The following is a 15947-nucleotide window of genomic DNA, read 5'->3' on the forward strand; positions in this document are numbered from 1 at the left end:
CACTAAGGGTGTCGACCAATTCGTGACAGTTATGCATGCCAATACAAAACCGGGCCGGACGGCACCGTTGAAGGTGCCGCCCGACCCGATGCGTACGCGCTGGTCAGCCAGCCACGGGCGCGCTCTCCGCAGCGCCTGCCGCCTGGTCGGGCTTGACCGACCGAAGCAGCACGGTAGCCACGTCGATGACCTCGACCTGCTCACCGGCGCCCTTGCCGTTCACCCCGTCGGTGAGCATGGTCGAGCAGAACGGGCAGCCGACGGCGACCGTCTTCGCACCGGTGGACATGGCCTCCTCGACCCGATCCACGTTGATCCGCTTCCCGATTCGCTCCTCCATCCACATGCGGGCACCACCGGCACCGCAGCAGAAGGACCGTTCGCTGTTACGTGGCATCTCGGTCAGCTCACCCTCGATAGCGCTGCCGAGCACCTCGCGTGGCGGGGTGAAGACCCGATTGTGTCGCCCGAGGTAACAGGGGTCGTGGTAGGTCACCCCACCGTCGACCGGCTGGACCGGAGTGAGCTTGCCGGTGGCGACCAGGTGGGCCAGCAACTGGGTGTGGTGCACCACCTCGAACTCACCACCCAGCTGTCCGTACTCGTTGCCCAGGGTGTTGAAGCAGTGCGGGCAGGTCGCGACGATCTTGCGCTTGGCCTTCTCCCGGCCCTCGAACGCCTCGTTCAAGGTCTCGACGTTCTGCTGGGCCAGCATCTGGAAGACGAACTCGTTGCCGATCCGCCGGGCCGGGTCGCCGGAGCAGGTCTCGCCCTCGCCGAGGATGGCGAAGGAGACACCGGCCTCGTTGAGCAGGGTCGCGACGGCCCGGGTGGTCTTCTTCGCCCGGTCCTCGAACGCTCCGGCGCAGCCCACCCAGAAGAGGTACTCGAAGTCGGAGACCTCACCGACCCGGGGAACCTCGAAGTCGAGACCCTTGGTCCAGTCCTCACGGGTGTTCTGCGGTGCGCCCCACGGGTTGCCCTTGTTCTCCAGGTTGCGCAGCATCACCCCGGCCTCGGAGGGGAAGCTGGACTCGATGAGCACCTGGTAGCGGCGCATGTCCACGATGTGGTCGACGTGCTCGATGTCCACCGGGCACTGCTCCACGCAGGCGCCGCAGGTGGTGCAGGACCAGAGCACGTCGGGGTCGATGACGCCGCCGGACTCCGCGTCACCGACCAGCGGCTTCTCCGCCTCGGCGAGGGCCAGCACGTCGACGTGGGCGAGCTGCGCGGCGGTGGCCTTCTCCTCGCCGGTGAGGTCCTTGCCGCCGCCGGCCAACAGATAGGGCGCCTTGGCGTACGCGTGGTCGCGCAGGCTGAGCACCAGCAGCTTCGGCGACAGCGGCTTTCCGGTGTTCCACGCCGGGCACTGCGACTGGCACCGGCCGCACTCGGTGCAGGTGCTGAAGTCCAGCAGGCCCTTCCAGGTGAACTGCTCGACCTGAGCCACCCCGAACTGGTCGGACTCGGGGTCGGCCTCCTCGAAGTCCAGCGGCTTGCCGGCGCTCATCATCGGCCGCAGCGCGCCGAGACCGGAGCCGGCCGCGCCCGGCTTGCGCTTGAAGAAGATGTTCGGGAAGGCGAGGAAGCGGTGCCAGGCGACACCCATCGTCACGTTCAGCGAGATCACGATGACCCAGGCCATCGAGATCGAGATCTTGATGAGCGCGGCCACGCTGACACCGGACTCCCAGCCCGGCAGCAGGGCACCGACCGCGTGACTGAGCGGGGTGGCCCAGGCGGGGTACTCGAAGTGGTCGGTGGCCACCTTGAAGCCACGGATCACAAAGCCCATGACCAGCACGGCGAGGACGACCGCCTCGACGAAGTAGCCCTGCCACATGGTGGAGCCGGTGAACCGCGACCGGCGGCCCGCCCGGTTCGGCCGGTTCGCCAATCGGATCGCGATCAGGACCGCGATACCGATGATGCCCAGAATGCCGATCCACTCGGTGACCAGCCCGTAGAGCGTCCAGGTGCCGATCAGCGGCAGCCCGCCGGTCGACGACACGACCTCGAAGTAGGCTTCGAGCACCAGCAGTGACAGCACGATGAAGCCGACCATCACGAACCAGTGCGCCGCGCCGACCACGCTCCAGCGGAGCATCCGCGTGTGCCCGGCGGTCTCCGCGAGCATGGTCTTGGTACGGCTGACCTTGTCACCGGAGCGGGTCGGATCGGGCTGACCCAACCGGATCACTGCCGTCATCTTCATGACCGCACGTACCGCAAGCCACACCGCAACGGCGGTGATGGCGGCCGCGAGGATCGTGGTGACGATCTGGACGCTGCCCATCGAGTTGGCCTCCCGGTCTGCTGCCTGTCGAGCGGCTCGGCGACCGGGGCGTCGGTGCGATCAGTCGAACCACCGCCGACGCACCTCAACCTGATCGGTCGATGACCTCGCTCCGCTCGGTCATGCAGTGCAGCCTACGCGCAAGGTTACCCAGCAGTAACGTGAGTCATCTCGCACTCGGGGGCCACGCTGCCCTCCGCATACCTTAGGAGGCCGGCGGCACCGCCGCTCGGGCGGGCCGCCGGGGTGCTGGGCAGCCGTGGCGTCGCGCCGTGGATCAGCGCCAGCGGGACAGCACGATCAGCGAGGCGACCATCGCGCCGAAGCCGACCGCCAAGTTCCAGTACCCGAGCTCCATGACCGGGTACTCCTGCTCGGAGAGGTAGTAGACCACCAGCCAGCCGATGCCGAAGACGATCAGCGACACCGCCAGGACCGGCAGCCACACCGGGCTGGGCTTGTTGGCGGCTGCGGTCGTCGCCGTCGGGCGGACGTCCGTAGGCGGGGTGTACACCTTCTTCTTGCGGACCTGAGACTTGGGCACGGCGCTCTCCAGAGGGGTTACGACCTCGTCCGGCCTGACAACCGGGCGCGAAGGCGACGGTCCATGGCCAATAATGTTCGACAGCTAGCGTAGTCCGGAAGACCCGTCCGATCCACGAATGAGGCGAGACCGGTACCGGGCAGCACCGGAAAACAGGGTAGGACGGCTGTCGATCCGGGGCGTACCGGGCGACCCGGAGCACAGTGACGAGGGGGACTGGCCCGTGGAGTACACGTCCGGCGCAGCGTCGTGGCAGAAGGCGCTGCGACGACTCGTCGCCGGGCTGTTGCCCCGGCGGCCCCGTCAGCGCCGTCCGGGCTGGTCGATCGGCGTGCCGCTGATCGCCCTCGCGGCAGGACTGCTCTTCACCACCACGGCCACCACGGCGGGCGGCACCGCGCTGCGCGAGGATCGTCGGCCCCAGCTGACCGAGTTGATCGAGGATCGCCGCGAACAGGTGGCGGCGAACGAGAAACGGGCCGCCACGCTCCGCCGGGAGCTTGAGAACCGGACGGCCGTCCTCGCCAACTCCGACGGCCCGATCAGGGAACAGCAGCAGCGAGCCGACTCCAGTCGGGCCGCTGCCGGCTTCACCGCCCTCACCGGTCCCGGCCTGACCGTCCAGCTCAACGACGCGCCGCAGCTGAGCAACCTGCCCGAAGGTGCCACCAACGACGACCTGGTCGTCCATCAGGGCGATGTGCAGGCGGTGGTCAACGCGCTGTGGGCCGGCGGCGCCGAGGCGATGTCAATCATGAACGTGCGTGTCCTGGCAACCAGCGCGGTACGCTGCGTGGGTAACACCCTGCTGCTACACGGGCGGGTGTACTCCCCACCTTTCAAGATCGTAGCAATTGGCGACCCCGCCGCACTTCGGCAGGCCCTCGCCGCTTCTGAGGGAGTCCGGTGGTTCAGGGACGCGGTCGACAACTACCAACTCGGCTACTCCGAGATTCCTGGCACCGTCACTGTGCCCGCCTTCGAGGACTCCACCACCCTGCGTTCCGCGACGGTGCCAGAGTGAGCCCCCGGTGAGTCCGCAGTCCGACGGTCGACACCGCGACCAGACCGACGAACCCACCGCCTTCCTGCCCAAGGTGGAGCGGGCGGAGCCGGCAGCCGCCCGTACGACGGGTGCCTGGCCGGACCCGGTGCCGCCCACCCGGTCCGGGCCGACCCCGGCCCCGCCACCGCAGGAGCCGCCCACCGCCTCGCGTCCAACCGAGCAGGCACCCGGCAGCGGCTGGTCGCCGCCGGACGGCCAGCGGCCGACCAACTCCGGCCGCTTCGACGGGCCCCCCGAGGTCAATCCGCCCGGCGGCCCCGGCCGGTGGGATGCGCCACCGGTGGCGGACCCGTCCGCCCGGACCCCCGGGGTCTCGACCGGCTGGAACGCGACGCCGGGACCGGAACGGACGGGAACGGCACCCGGACCCGAACGGACGGGCGCGATGCCGGGACCGGACGGGAGAAGCGCGCCGACGGGCGACCGTTGGCGTGCCGGCGGCCAGGAACAACCGACCTCACCTGCCGGACGGTGGGACACCGCGCCGGTCACGGACCAGCGGGCGCACCAGTGGGACGCCGCGACGACCACCGGCCGTACCGCCGACCAGTGGGATCCGGCGCCGGGCCCGCAACGGGCGGCCGAGCCCGCCCGCCCGGCCGACCAGTGGGATCCCGCGCCCGATCCCGGTCGCGCCGCCACGGGCCAGCAGCACGGCACGGGAAACAACGAGCAGTGGCACGGCGTACCCCTGCCGTCGGGTCAACCGGACATCCCGGTGACGACGACACCGTGGCGGGGTGCCTTCCAGCCGACCCGCAGCGCGGGTGACACCGAGCAGTCGAACAGCACCCGGCCCGGCGGCGCGGACGCCGGGGCAGCCCAACCCGCCCCGGTACGACCAGCCGCGCCACCGCCCGGAGCCTCGCCTCAGCCGACCCCCGCTCCGCCGTACGGAGCGCCCTACGGCGAGCACGCGTCGCGCCCCGGGTCCGGGCAGGCAGGCCGCGTACCACCCGCACCGCAACCGCCCCGGCCCGCACCGGGACAGCCCGACGCCCCGGCACCGCAGTTCGGACCGGCGACCACCAGCGGGCCCGCACCGCAGCCGCTGACCTATCCCGGCGATCCGACTGCGCAACCGCAGCGCCAGACACCGACGGGCCAGGACCGGCCACCGGTCTACGGGCCGCGCCCGGCGCAACCAGGCCAGGACCGGTTGGCCGCACAGCCGCCACACCAGGCCGCACAGCCGCCACACCAGGCGCAGACCGGCCAGAACCTGCCGCCAGCGCAACCGCCACAGCACGCGCAAGCCAGCCAGAACCTGCCGCCAGCGCAACCGCCACAGCACGCGCAGACCGGCCAGGACCGGTTGGCAGCGCAGCCGCTCCGGGCCGCGTCGCCTGACCAGGACAGGTCTGCCGGGAACGGCCCGGCATCCGGCCAACCGCCGACGACGCCGTCCTGGTCGCTGGAGGGCCGGGGCACCCCGGGCGTCGAACCACCACGGCAGTCGCCGGAGCAGTCACCGGGCCGGGCTGACTGGTCCGGTGATGGTCCGACCGCGCTGATGCCGAAGATCACCGGTTCGGCAACCGGTGGGCGGGGCACGGAGCCGGGCCAGGCCACCACGCCGGGCCAGGCAGCCACGCCCGGACCGACCAATACGCCCGGACCGGCCAACACGCTGGGACAGGCCGCGCCGGGACAGGCGGCTACGCCCGGATCGGCCACCGCGCCCGGACAGGCCATTACGCCTGGGCAGATGTCCACGCCGAACCGATCGGTCGACCCGGCGGCCACCGCCCTGATCCCGGCGATCACCGGAGCGCGGCCGAGCACACCGCCCGCACTGGACTCGACCGCCCTGATGGGTGCCGTACCTCGGCCACCCAAGGGTGAGGAACCGCCCGCCGACCAGGCAACCGAGGCACCGAAGCCGAGGCGCGGCGACCGGGTGGTGCAGCTGCGCCCGCACCAGACGGGTGAGGGCTACAAGAGCGTCTACTCGGAGCTGACCCGCCCGTCCGTGTGGTCCAGGGTGCGTACCGGTCTGCGGTTCAGCGGCGAGCTGCTGATCACCTTCGGCCTGGTGGTGCTCCTCTTTGCCGGGTACGAGATCTGGGGCAAGTCGGCGATCGTCGACGCCCACCAGGGCGAGCTGAGCGAGCAACTGGCCCAGGCGTGGGCCCCCGAACCGGAGACGGACCCGACGGTGACTGCGTCAGCCAGCCCGTCCGCCAAGCCGAAGCCCGCGGTGCACGGCACCCCGATCGCCGGCCTCTACATTCCGAAATTCGACAAGGAATGGATCGTGGTCGAGGGTGTCGGCCAGAAGGACATCCGGTACGCGCCGGGCCACTACCCGGACAGCGCCGGGCCGGGCGAGGTCGGCAACTTCTCCGTGGCCGGGCACCGGAACCGGGCCACCTTCTGGCGGTTGGACGAGCTGCGCAAAGGCGACCCGATCGTGGTCGAGGGGCGCAACGACTGGCACGTCTACCAGGTCACCGAGAGCCTGATCGTCAAACCAACGCAGGTCGAGGTGGTGGCTCCGGTGCCAGGGAAGCCGGGTGCGAAACCGACCAAGCGGATGCTGACCCTGACCACCTGCAACCCGAAGTTCGACAACTACGAACGGTTGATCATCCACGCCGAGTTGACGCGTACGCAGCCGAAGGCCGAAGGACGCCCGGCGGAGTTGGGGACCTGACGATGTACGCCTGGATCTGGCGCAAACTACCGTTCGGGCTGCCCGGCAAGATCGTCGGCAGCCTGCTACTCGCCACCACCATGGTGGCGTTGCTGTGGTACGTGGTGTTTCCCTGGGCGGAGCCGCTGCTCCCCTTCGACGACGTGCAGGTCACCCAGGAGGACTCCGGCGTGCCGGGCGCGCCCGACGGTGACCTCGATACCGGGGACGATGGCGCGGTCGACGACGCGCCACCCGGTGACGAGCACGACCTGCCGTACGAGACCGACCGGAACAACACTCCGCCACCCGACGAGGACGAGTGATCCCGATGCGTGTCCTGGTGATCGACAACTACGACTCGTTCGTCTTCAACCTCGTGCAGTATCTCGGCCAGCTCGGCGTGGAGTGCGAGGTACGACGCAACGACGAGATCGAGCTGGCCGAGGTCGGCCGGGTCGGCGCGGCCGGCGTGCTGCTCTCACCGGGGCCGGGCACACCCGACCGGGCCGGCATCTGCCTCGACGTGATCCGCGAGTACGCCGGCCAGGTGCCGATCTTCGGCGTGTGCCTGGGTCATCAGGCCATCGGCGAGGCGCTCGGGGCGACCGTCACCCGTGCCCCCGAGCTGCTGCACGGCAAGACCTCGGAGGTGCGGCATGACGGCACCGGTGTCCTCGCCGGCCTGCCCGATCCCTTCACGGCGACCCGTTACCACTCCCTCGCCGTGCTGCGGGAGACGCTGCCGGACGAGTTGGAGGTGACCGGCTGGACCGCCTCCGGCATCGTGATGGCGATGCGGCACCGCACGCTGCCGATCGAGGGCGTCCAGTTCCATCCCGAGTCGGTGCTCACCGAGGGTGGTCACCTGATGCTGGCCAACTGGCTCGCCGCCTGCGGCCACCCGGAAGCGCTGGACCGCGCCCCGGAACTGGCCGCCGAGGTCGACGCCCGCCGCCGGGCTGCCTTCGCCGCCACCTGAGGGTCAGGACTCGGGACGCTCCGCTCCGCTCCGGCGCCGGTCCCGGGTGATCAGGAGCGTCACGGCCAGGACCGTCAACGCCGTTACGCCGACGGCCTGTCCGATCCGGTCGATCCGCTTGGCGGTGCAGGATTGGAAGGCCCGCTCGCGGTAGGGCCCGTCCGCAGAGTCCACCCAACGGTCGAGGTCCATCGCCAGGGTGTTGCCGCAGGTGGTCCCCTCGTGGTTGCCGGCCACCCTGATCTCGATCGGGAAGAGCAGCAGAAGCACCACAACGATGGCGCCGAGCAGCGCGACTCGGGACGGCGTCACCAGGGTCTCGATCCTGGATCTGGTCGGTGCTGCCTCAGTCCCCATCGGGCACATCGTAGGGCATGATCGACGGCTGTTGACCCGTCCCAGCTCCGCCTTCGAGAGAAGACAGTACGCCTCGCCTGCCGCAGACGGTCAGCCGGCGAGTGCGTCCGCGACGGCCGAGTTCGCCGGTGATTCCACGGCGGCCGGCCTACGTCGACTCACGTCCCAGGCCGCCTTGCCGCTGGCAACATAGTCCCGTGCCGCCTTCCGCACGAGCATCGCGTGCCCGCAGCCCGAGCAGCGGGCGGGCACCCCGGCGGCCTCGATGCCGAGATGCCGGCACAGCGTCACCGCCCGGGACAGGTGATAGGACTGCGTGACGATCAGAGCCTGCTCGATCCCGTAGATCTCGCGCGCCCGGCGGCAACTGTCGTATGTGTCCAGGCCGTGCGGGTCGGCGACGACTTGCCGGGAAGGGATGCTGAGTCGCCCGGTCAGATAGGCCGTCATTGCCGTTGGCTCGTCCCCGGACACCCCGTCTCCGTCGCCCGACACGAGCACCACCCGCGCCCGGCCGTCATGGATCAGCGCGGCGGCGGTTTCCAGGCGGCCGGCCAGCCGTGTGCCGGGCCGGCGCCCGTCCTCCGTCACAGCGGTGCCCAGCACGATCACGACGTCGACGGTCGGTGCTTCCGTCTCCGCGTACAGGTGGCCGCGAGCGCTGATCGTCGTCCAGAGCCAGGGAATGCTGACGAGCAGCAAGGTGCCCAGTCCCAGGGCGGCCGTCCGGGCCATGCGTCGGCGCCACCAACTCGCCCGGGCCACCGGCTGGGCCACCCGTCGTAACCACGCGGAGCGCCTGACAACCACCACTGCCCCCTACGCCGGCAAGCCGCCAGCCTAGTGCCGGCGGTGCGGGCGGCTGATTCGACCCCGAGACTTGGCGAATTGGAACAAAGGTCCGAAATGCCTCCCCCCGCCATGAACGGACGTGCCATAGGATCAAGGCATCGATGTGCTGCAATAATAATCGCGTCGATGGTCAATTCTTCATGCGGAAGCCCAGGCAGAACGGGGGGATTTGCTCGGCGGATTGGAGCCGGCACACCGGCGCATCATGAGGCATTCGCTGGCGGAGATGAAGTGCTGTAATTCGCACCCCTGTCGAATCGGTCCATCGGGTGAAACGAGGAGCAATGCTCGTCACTATCCAAAATCGCTCTACCTGGGGAGTCTATGCGCCCGAAGACTTGCGGGCGCATGCAATGGCACCGCCCCGTCCCAACCTGGATAACGCGTGGAATCCGGTCGGCGGCGTATTCATCCACTACCGGGGCGCGGACCGCCCGTGGCACCGCGACTACAACACGGAAGAGGACTGCCGGCGGGACATCGCCGACGTCTACGAGGGCGACTACAACGACTCAACCACCAACAAGGACATCTGGTACAACTTCCTTATCTGCCCGCACGGCAACATCTACGAGGGTCGGGGCTACGAGCGAGGCGAGGCGAACTACGGCGACGGCCCGCTCATCGACGGGCTGGGCCGCAACGCCGGGTTCTACTCCATCTGCGCCCTCCTGCGCGGCGGCCAGATGCCCACCGAGGCGATGCTGCAGTCGTACCGATTGCTCATCCAGCACCTGCGTGAAGAAGCTCCGAGAAGGACCGGCAACCACATCCTGCCGCACTCGCACCAGTACGGCACCGACTGTCCCGGGACGTTGCACGTGTACGCGCAACCCGGCTCGACGATCGACCCGTCCGCACCCTGGACCGGCTTCGCCGACATCCACGTCTATGCGGCTCAGAAGTGGGTGAACGCCACCTACGCGAACGCCCCGGGTTACATTCGGTGCCCTGAACTCGGGCGCACCGGATGGTCCACGGTCCTCTCGCTCACCCAGGCGCTTCAGCACGAACTCGGCATCTCGCCGACGGTACAGAGCTTCGGTCCCGGCACCTTCGACGCCGTCAAGAGGCGAAACCGGCAGCCGAGCCGCGAGGTCAACGGAAACCTGATCCGCATATACAACAGTGCCCTTTTCTGCAAGGGCTACTGGGCGTCCACAGTGTACGACAACTGGGGTGTCGACTCGCAGATCGCACTTGAGCGGCTCTACAGCGATGCCGGTCTGACGTATGTCGACCAGGACAACAACGCGATGTGGCCGCACATCGTCAAGGCGCTGATGCGGATGGACCAGTTCCGTCTCGTGCCACGGGGCGACATCAACATCCAGAACATCCAGAAGCGGCTCAACTCCCGCTACGTCGCAGGCATCGGCATCCCGGCGATGGGCCTGGTGCCCTGCGACGGCATCTACTCGCGGGACGTCCAACAGGGCTTCATGATGGCGATCCAGTACGAGATCGGTATCGCTCTCAACTCGATCAACGGATACTTCGGCCCGGGTACGCAGGCCGGGCTGCGGGGAGTCGGATCCGGAACACTCAGCGGGAACCTGAGATATCTGTTCCGATCGGCCTGCTACTTCAACTCGCCCACCATGTTGCCGGGCGATCCCCAGACACCGCTGATGTACCGCCCGGACGACATCAACACCGACACCGCGACCCCCACCCACCTGGCCTGGGTACGCGCTTTTCAGCAGTTCTCGCAGATCCCGGTCACCGGCACCAACGACTACACCACCTGGGCCCAGTTGTTGGTCTCCTCCGGAGACGTCGATCGGCCAGCGACCGGGTGTGACTGCATCACCGAGATCACCGCTACCCGCGGCGCCCAACTCATGGCTGCCGGTTACCGGATCGTCGGCCGCTACCTGGATGAGCACCTCAGCCCGGGCGATGACGGCTACCTCGGGAAGGCGCTCAAGCCCCACGAGCCACAGACCATCCTCGACGCCGGGCTGCGGTTCTACCCGATCTTCCAGTACAACGGCACCCAGCTCTTCAACTTCACCTACGAGAAGGGCTACGACCAAGGCAGGATCGCCCACCAGAAGGCCGTCGAGTATCGCATCCCTCCCGGTACGTGCATCTACTTCGCGGTCGACTACGACGCACTGGACGTCGACATCGACAGCAACATCCTGCCGTACTTCCAAGGTGTCAAGGCCGGCCTCGCCGAGTTGGGCAACCGCTACATCTGCGGGGTGTACGGCTCCCGCAACGTGTGCAGCCGAATATCGCACGAGGTCGGTGTCCGCTGGTCGTTCGTCTCCGGCATGTCGTGGGGCTTCTCCGGCAACCTCGGCTTCCCGCTGCCGGAGAACTGGTCGTTCAACCAGATTCGGGAGTACACGTTCCAGCCGGGCTGGGGCTTGGATCACAACGTGTGGCGGAACAACTCCGACCCCGGCGTGTCCCGCCTCGTCAGCGAGTAGTGAGGGAACCTGATGTTCAGTAGAAGACAACTCCTCGGTGCCGCCGCTGGTGCCGGCGTACTCGCCCTCGCCCCTCAACTTCCAGCCCACGCTGCCGCAAACGGTGCGGCGAAGTGGACCCGTGCGGTCTCCGCCAACGGCTGGCGGATCGACCGTACCGCCATCACCACGTACCGGATCGAAGGTTCTCTGGCGTCAGTCGCGCTGCGGCAGGGCCCCGCTGCCGCAGTGCTGCTGCACGTCGCCCGCCGCTGGCACTACGAGATCGCACCGCTCGACACCGGCGAGGGTGGCGGCGTCACCGGCTACACCGCCCGCCGGAAGGTCGGGGCCGAATACGAGTCCAACTACCTGTCCGGCACGGCGATCGCACTGCATCCGACCGCGTATCCAGCCGGCGGTAGTGAAGGACTCTGGCCTCATCATGAGCAGATCGTGCGGGACATCCTGGTCGACTGCGAGGGTACGGTCGTCTGGGGCGGTGACCTGCGACCAGCCAAGGTGTCACACTTCCACCTCGCCGCCCGTCCCGGCAGCGAGGAACTTGCCCGCGTTGCCGCGCAACTGGATTCCAGCGGGCAGAGCCTGGTCACCCATCAGAGGGCAGGGGCGGTAGCGGATCCGGCAACTCCCGCACGCCGTGACAAGGCGCGGAGGGTGCCGCGTCCACGCTGACGCCGCACACAGCGACATCCGGGCCCGCCGCGTGAGTCGCGGCGGGCCCGGAATTCTGTCTGCTGATCTCGTGGGCCGAGTGAAGGCTAGTAACGACTGGTGCAGGACCAGATCGAGGGACCGCCGATCTGGGTGTCGTAGCAAGCCTTGTAGGTGTAGCCCGCATCGTCGAGCATCGCGGTCCATACGTTGGTGCCGTTGAACCGGCCGTCGTAGTTGTAGACCGAGAGGCGGAGATTCCCGTTGGCGTAGTACCCGAAGCCAGCGATGGCGGTGTAGCAGCAGCCGCGGCTCCACGCCGTTCTGCAGGTCGGACTGTACCGCAGCTCGACTCGCGATTCGTAGCCGTTGTGCTTGCTGTAGATGGTCACAGCGTCGGTGCTGCAGTAGACGTAGTTGGACGGGCCTCCCGGCATCGGTGCCAGGAACGACGCGGGGTCCTTGCCGTCGCAGGCTGGGCCGCAGGAGCTGGCGACCGCGAGGGTTGAGCGGAGGGCCCGCACGGCGGCGGGGTCTGCGATCGTTTCGACGCTTCCGTCGGCGTGCTTGATGGTGCGGCTGGGCAGCGTGACATCCGCCCGGCCGTCACGCTCCTTGGCGATAGCCTCCTCCCGCTTCGGCATGGCAGGTTCGGCTGACGCAACGACAGGAGAGGCCGCCGCGTCCGACGGCCCGGCCGCCAGCGACTGCCCGGGTGCAACGAGGAGAAGCGGGATCAGTGCGGTGAGCAGCAGGGACGCGCGGACAGGTTTATGCATGAAGAGGATCCCCGTACTGTGATGCGATCGCCACGACTTGCGACGGGGCCAATATCATCACAGGGGGTAATCTCCGTCAAGGTACTTAAATATTTAAGTGCGTCCCGACGTTGCCAGACCGCATCCCGTCACTCTCTCGACAGGCGGAAGGGCGATGTCAGCGAGCCTGAACCTCCGCCACTGCCGCCACCGTCGTCGTCATCCGGCGGCGGGGTGGTCGGCGGCGTGCTAGTCGGCGGGGTCTGGGTCGGCGGGTCCGGGTTCTCCGGCTCCGCCACTGACACGATGATCTTCACCGTGCTGCCCTTGGTGCGCTCGGTGTTGGCGTTCGGGCTCTGGTCGACCACCCGTCCGGCCTCGTCGGCGGGGACCTCCGGACCCAGTTCGGGGTCGACCTTGAAGCCGGCGCGTTCCAACGTCCGCTTCGCCTCTGCCTCGGGCAAACCCACCACCGACGGCACCGGCACGATGTTGCCCTTGGAGATGGTGAGGATGACCTTCGTTCCCTCGGCGACCTTCTCCCCGGAGGGCGGGGAGACGTCGAGCACCTGGCCCGCGCGCTCCGCGCTGTTCTTCTCCTGGATCTCGACTTTGAGATTGAGGTTCTCGAGCTGGGTTTCGGCGCTCTCGCGGGTGCTGCCGACCAGGCCCGGCGGAATGGTCACCTCCGGCTTGCCGCCGCAGATGTTCACAGTCACCGTGCTGTTCGGCGCGACCCGCTCACCTGCGGCTGGGGACTGCCTGGTGACGGTCCCCTCCTTGCAGTCCGAGCTGAACTCTGGCTCTCCCCGCGCCGGCACGAAGCCGGCCTGCTGGATCTGGGCGAACGCGTCAGCCTGGCTCAGCCCGGTGACCGTGGGCACCGCCGCGTTCTGCGGGGTGTCACGTTGGTTCAGCAGCAGGGCGGCGACCAGGGCGATGACCGCGAGCACGCCGAGCGCGGCGAACGTGGCGATCAGCCATGACGACGCCTTCCGCTGGCGCGGATCACCCACCCGGGCGGGAATCTGCCGGGTCTGCGCGGCACCCGCAGGCGGGTAGCCCGGACGACCGGCTGCGGCCATCGCCACGGTCTCGTCCTCGCGCATCACCGGGGTCGCCATCACCGGCCGACCAGCCGCCGCCCGAAGCAGGTCCGCCCGCATCTCCCCGGCGCTCTGGTAACGGTTCAACGGGTTCTTCGACAGTGCCTTGAGCACGATCGCGTCGACCGCCGGATTCACGTCCGGGTTCAGGTCACTCGGGGTCGGCGGAGCCTCCCGCACGTGCTGGTACGCCACACTGACCGGGCTGTCGCCGACGAACGGCGGATGTCCGCAGATCAGCTCGAAGAGCACACAGCCGGCGGCGTACACGTCGGAGCGGGCGTCGACCGCCTCGCCGCGCGCCTGTTCCGGGGAGAGATACTGCGCAGTGCCGATGACCGCGCTGGTCTGGGTCATCGTGGTGGCACCGCTGGCCAGCGCCCGGGCGATGCCGAAGTCCATCACCTTGACTTGGCCGGTCTGGGTGAGCATCACGTTGCCCGGCTTGATGTCGCGGTGGATGATGCCGTGCCGGTGGCTGAAGTCCAACGCGGCGCAGATGTCGGCGGAGATCTCCAGGGCCCGCCGGGGTTGCAACCGGCCCTCGGCGCCGAGCACCTCCTTCAAGGTGCGCCCGTTCACGAACTCCATCACGATGAACGGCAGCGTCTCGCCGGTCGGCGCCTGCTCCTCGCCGGTGTCGTAGACGGCGACGATGGCCGGGTGGTTGAGGGAGGCGGCGTTCTGCGCCTCCCGCCGGAACCGCATCTGGAAGGTGGCGTCCCGGGCCAGGTCGGCCCGCAGCATCTTGATCGCGACGTCCCGCCCGAGCCGCAGGTCACGACCACGATGCACCTCGGCCATGCCGCCATAGCCGAGCAACTCGCCGACCTGGTACCTGCCACCGAGCAGGCGGGCCTGCGCTGTCATCGCGTCTGTCGTCCTTCGCTCGTCGTCGTCTTGTCGCCGCCCGGTCGGGGCTGATCCAGTCGACGGTACGCCGTACCGACCGGATCGTCTCGCCCGTCGAGCCGCAGCGCGTCGGACGTCACCGTTCGCACGGAAACGTAGCCCGGCATGCCCGCACCGAGGTTGTTCCGTATTTGGTAGGAAATCACGCCGGAGCAGATTAGGACCAGCGCGCCCAACATGATGGCCAGGAAGACCATGCCGGATCGTGACCGTCGGGGTACAGGGTGTGACGGTGTGGGCTGCGGAGCGTACCCGGATGGCACGGTCGCCGCGCCACGCGGGTAGCCGGCGGCGGCCGGTGCCACAGTGGTGGGATGCGGCGCCGCTGGCGGGCGGGCCTGCGGGTGGGCTGGCGGCCGGTGCCCCACGGCCTGCGGATGCACCGGAGCCGGGGAGTGCGGAGCCGCGACCGGACGCGGCGGCTGTGGGGGTTGTGGCGGCGGAACCTGCGCCCGAGCCGGTGCCGGCGAGGCGGGCGCGGCTGAGATGGGTGTGGCCTGACCACCGGCTCGGGCCTGCCGGGACAGCGCGCTCTTCAACTGCCGCGCCACACCGGCCAACGCGGCGGCACTCGGCCAACGATCCTTCGGGTCCTTCGCCAACGCCCGCTCGACCACCGCCCGCACCTGGGGCGGGATGTCGGCGGGCAGCGGCCGGGGAATCTCCCGGACGTGCCGCATAGCGATGTCGAGCGGGTTGTCGCCCTCGAAGGGACGCCGGCCGGCGAGGCACTGGTAGGCCACCACGCCGAGCGCGTAGACGTCGGAGGCGGGGGTGGCTACCTGCCCGGTGGCTTGCTCCGGCGAGATGTAGGACGCGGTGCCGAGCACCGATCCCGCCGCGGTGAGCTGCCCGACCAGTTCCGACCGGGCGATGCCGAAGTCGGTCAGCACCAGCGTGCCGTTGGGACGGACCAGCAGGTTGCCGGGCTTGACGTCCCGGTGCACGATGCCCTTCACGTGAGCGGCGTGCAACGCGTCGGCGGCCTGGGCGACCAGTGCCATGGTCCGCGCCGGAGTGAGCCGGCCGACCCGGCTCAGCGTGGCCGAGAGGGGATCGCCCTCGACGTACTCCATCACCAGGAACGCGATGTGCTGGTCGTTGCCGAAGTCGTAGACGTCGACCACGCCCGGGTGGTTGATCGTCGCCATGGTGCGGGCCTCGCCACGGAAGCGCTCGGCGAAGCCGGGCTCGTCCAGCAGCGCCGGGAGCAGGCTCTTGACCGCCACCGTACGCCCGAGAACCTGGTCGGTGCCGCGCCAGACGTCGCCCATGCCTCCGCTGGCGATCCGCTCGTCGAGGCGGTAGCGGTTACCGAGCTGCACACCGGGACTGAGCATG

General features: G+C 69.0%; 12 protein-coding genes and 1 pseudogene. 6 read left to right on the forward strand and 7 right to left on the reverse strand.

The features are described from left to right. Positions 1-103 precede the first annotated feature (103 nt). The gene (locus ACLQ2S_RS07845) at positions 104-2299 is read right to left on the reverse strand and encodes a (Fe-S)-binding protein (protein WP_425701419.1); all 2196 of its coding nucleotides are present in this window, start codon (positions 2297-2299) and stop codon (positions 104-106) included. A gap of 277 nt (positions 2300-2576) precedes the next feature. Further along, on the reverse strand, positions 2577-2843 hold the full coding sequence (locus ACLQ2S_RS07850) for a cell division protein CrgA (RefSeq protein ID WP_203998879.1): 267 nt from the start codon (positions 2841-2843) through the stop codon (positions 2577-2579). A 223-nt stretch (positions 2844-3066) separates the two neighbouring features. On the opposite strand from ACLQ2S_RS07850, the gene ACLQ2S_RS07855 reads away from it, so the two are divergent. The 4 genes and pseudogenes from ACLQ2S_RS07855 to ACLQ2S_RS07870 all read left to right on the forward strand — a co-directional run bounded on the left by ACLQ2S_RS07855 (position 3067) and on the right by ACLQ2S_RS07870 (position 7526). Next, on the forward strand, positions 3067-3867 hold the full coding sequence (locus ACLQ2S_RS07855) for a DUF881 domain-containing protein (protein ID WP_425701420.1): 801 nt from the start codon (positions 3067-3069) through the stop codon (positions 3865-3867). A gap of 1531 nt (positions 3868-5398) precedes the next feature. Beyond that, a pseudogene (locus ACLQ2S_RS07860) lies at positions 5399-6565 on the forward strand (class E sortase); the annotation flags it as partial. 2 nt (positions 6566-6567) lie between these two features. Beyond that, on the forward strand, positions 6568-6870 hold the full coding sequence (locus ACLQ2S_RS07865; protein WP_155217049.1) for a hypothetical protein: 303 nt from the start codon (positions 6568-6570) through the stop codon (positions 6868-6870). 5 nt (positions 6871-6875) lie between these two features. Then, a complete protein-coding gene (locus ACLQ2S_RS07870) occupies positions 6876-7526 on the forward strand; it encodes an aminodeoxychorismate/anthranilate synthase component II (RefSeq protein WP_425701421.1) in 651 nt (216 codons plus the stop codon). Positions 7527-7529: 3 nt separating this feature from the next. Here ACLQ2S_RS07870 and ACLQ2S_RS07875 read toward each other — a convergent pair whose 3' ends face one another. Together ACLQ2S_RS07875 and ACLQ2S_RS07880 are read right to left on the reverse strand one after the other, a co-directional pair. Beyond that, positions 7530-7883 carry a hypothetical protein gene (locus tag ACLQ2S_RS07875; RefSeq protein ID WP_155217045.1) on the reverse strand — a complete coding sequence of 118 codons (354 nt, stop codon included), beginning with the start codon at positions 7881-7883 and terminating at the stop codon, positions 7530-7532. Positions 7884-7973: 90 nt separating this feature from the next. Beyond that, positions 7974-8618, reverse strand: coding sequence for a SanA/YdcF family protein (locus ACLQ2S_RS07880; protein ID WP_155217043.1), 645 nt, complete (start codon positions 8616-8618; stop codon positions 7974-7976). 470 nt (positions 8619-9088) lie between these two features. Here ACLQ2S_RS07880 and ACLQ2S_RS07885 point away from each other — a divergent pair, with 470 nt between their 5' ends. Continuing rightward, on the forward strand, positions 9089-11176 hold the full coding sequence (locus ACLQ2S_RS07885; RefSeq protein ID WP_425701422.1) for a glycoside hydrolase domain-containing protein: 2088 nt from the start codon (positions 9089-9091) through the stop codon (positions 11174-11176). A gap of 12 nt (positions 11177-11188) precedes the next feature. Further along, positions 11189-11851, forward strand: a complete 663-nt coding sequence (locus tag ACLQ2S_RS07890) for a hypothetical protein (RefSeq protein WP_155221752.1) — start codon at positions 11189-11191, stop codon at positions 11849-11851. 86 nt (positions 11852-11937) lie between these two features. Here the strand turns inward: ACLQ2S_RS07890 and ACLQ2S_RS07895 are convergent, their stop codons facing one another. The 3 genes from ACLQ2S_RS07895 to ACLQ2S_RS07905 form a co-directional block, all read right to left on the reverse strand. After that, a complete protein-coding gene (locus ACLQ2S_RS07895) occupies positions 11938-12609 on the reverse strand; it encodes a DUF2690 domain-containing protein (protein ID WP_155221753.1) in 672 nt (223 codons plus the stop codon). A 128-nt stretch (positions 12610-12737) separates the two neighbouring features. Further along, positions 12738-14564, reverse strand: coding sequence for a Stk1 family PASTA domain-containing Ser/Thr kinase (pknB, locus tag ACLQ2S_RS07900; RefSeq protein ID WP_425701423.1), 1827 nt, complete (start codon positions 14562-14564; stop codon positions 12738-12740). Further along, positions 14561-15946, reverse strand: coding sequence for a serine/threonine-protein kinase (locus ACLQ2S_RS07905; RefSeq protein ID WP_155221755.1), 1386 nt, complete (start codon positions 15944-15946; stop codon positions 14561-14563). The genes pknB and ACLQ2S_RS07905 overlap by 4 nt, the downstream gene beginning before the upstream one ends. Between the last annotated feature and the right edge of the window lies 1 nt (position 15947).

It is taken from the genome of Micromonospora sp. DT48, assembly GCF_049844495.1.
GTDB lineage: Bacteria > Actinomycetota > Actinomycetes > Mycobacteriales > Micromonosporaceae > Micromonospora.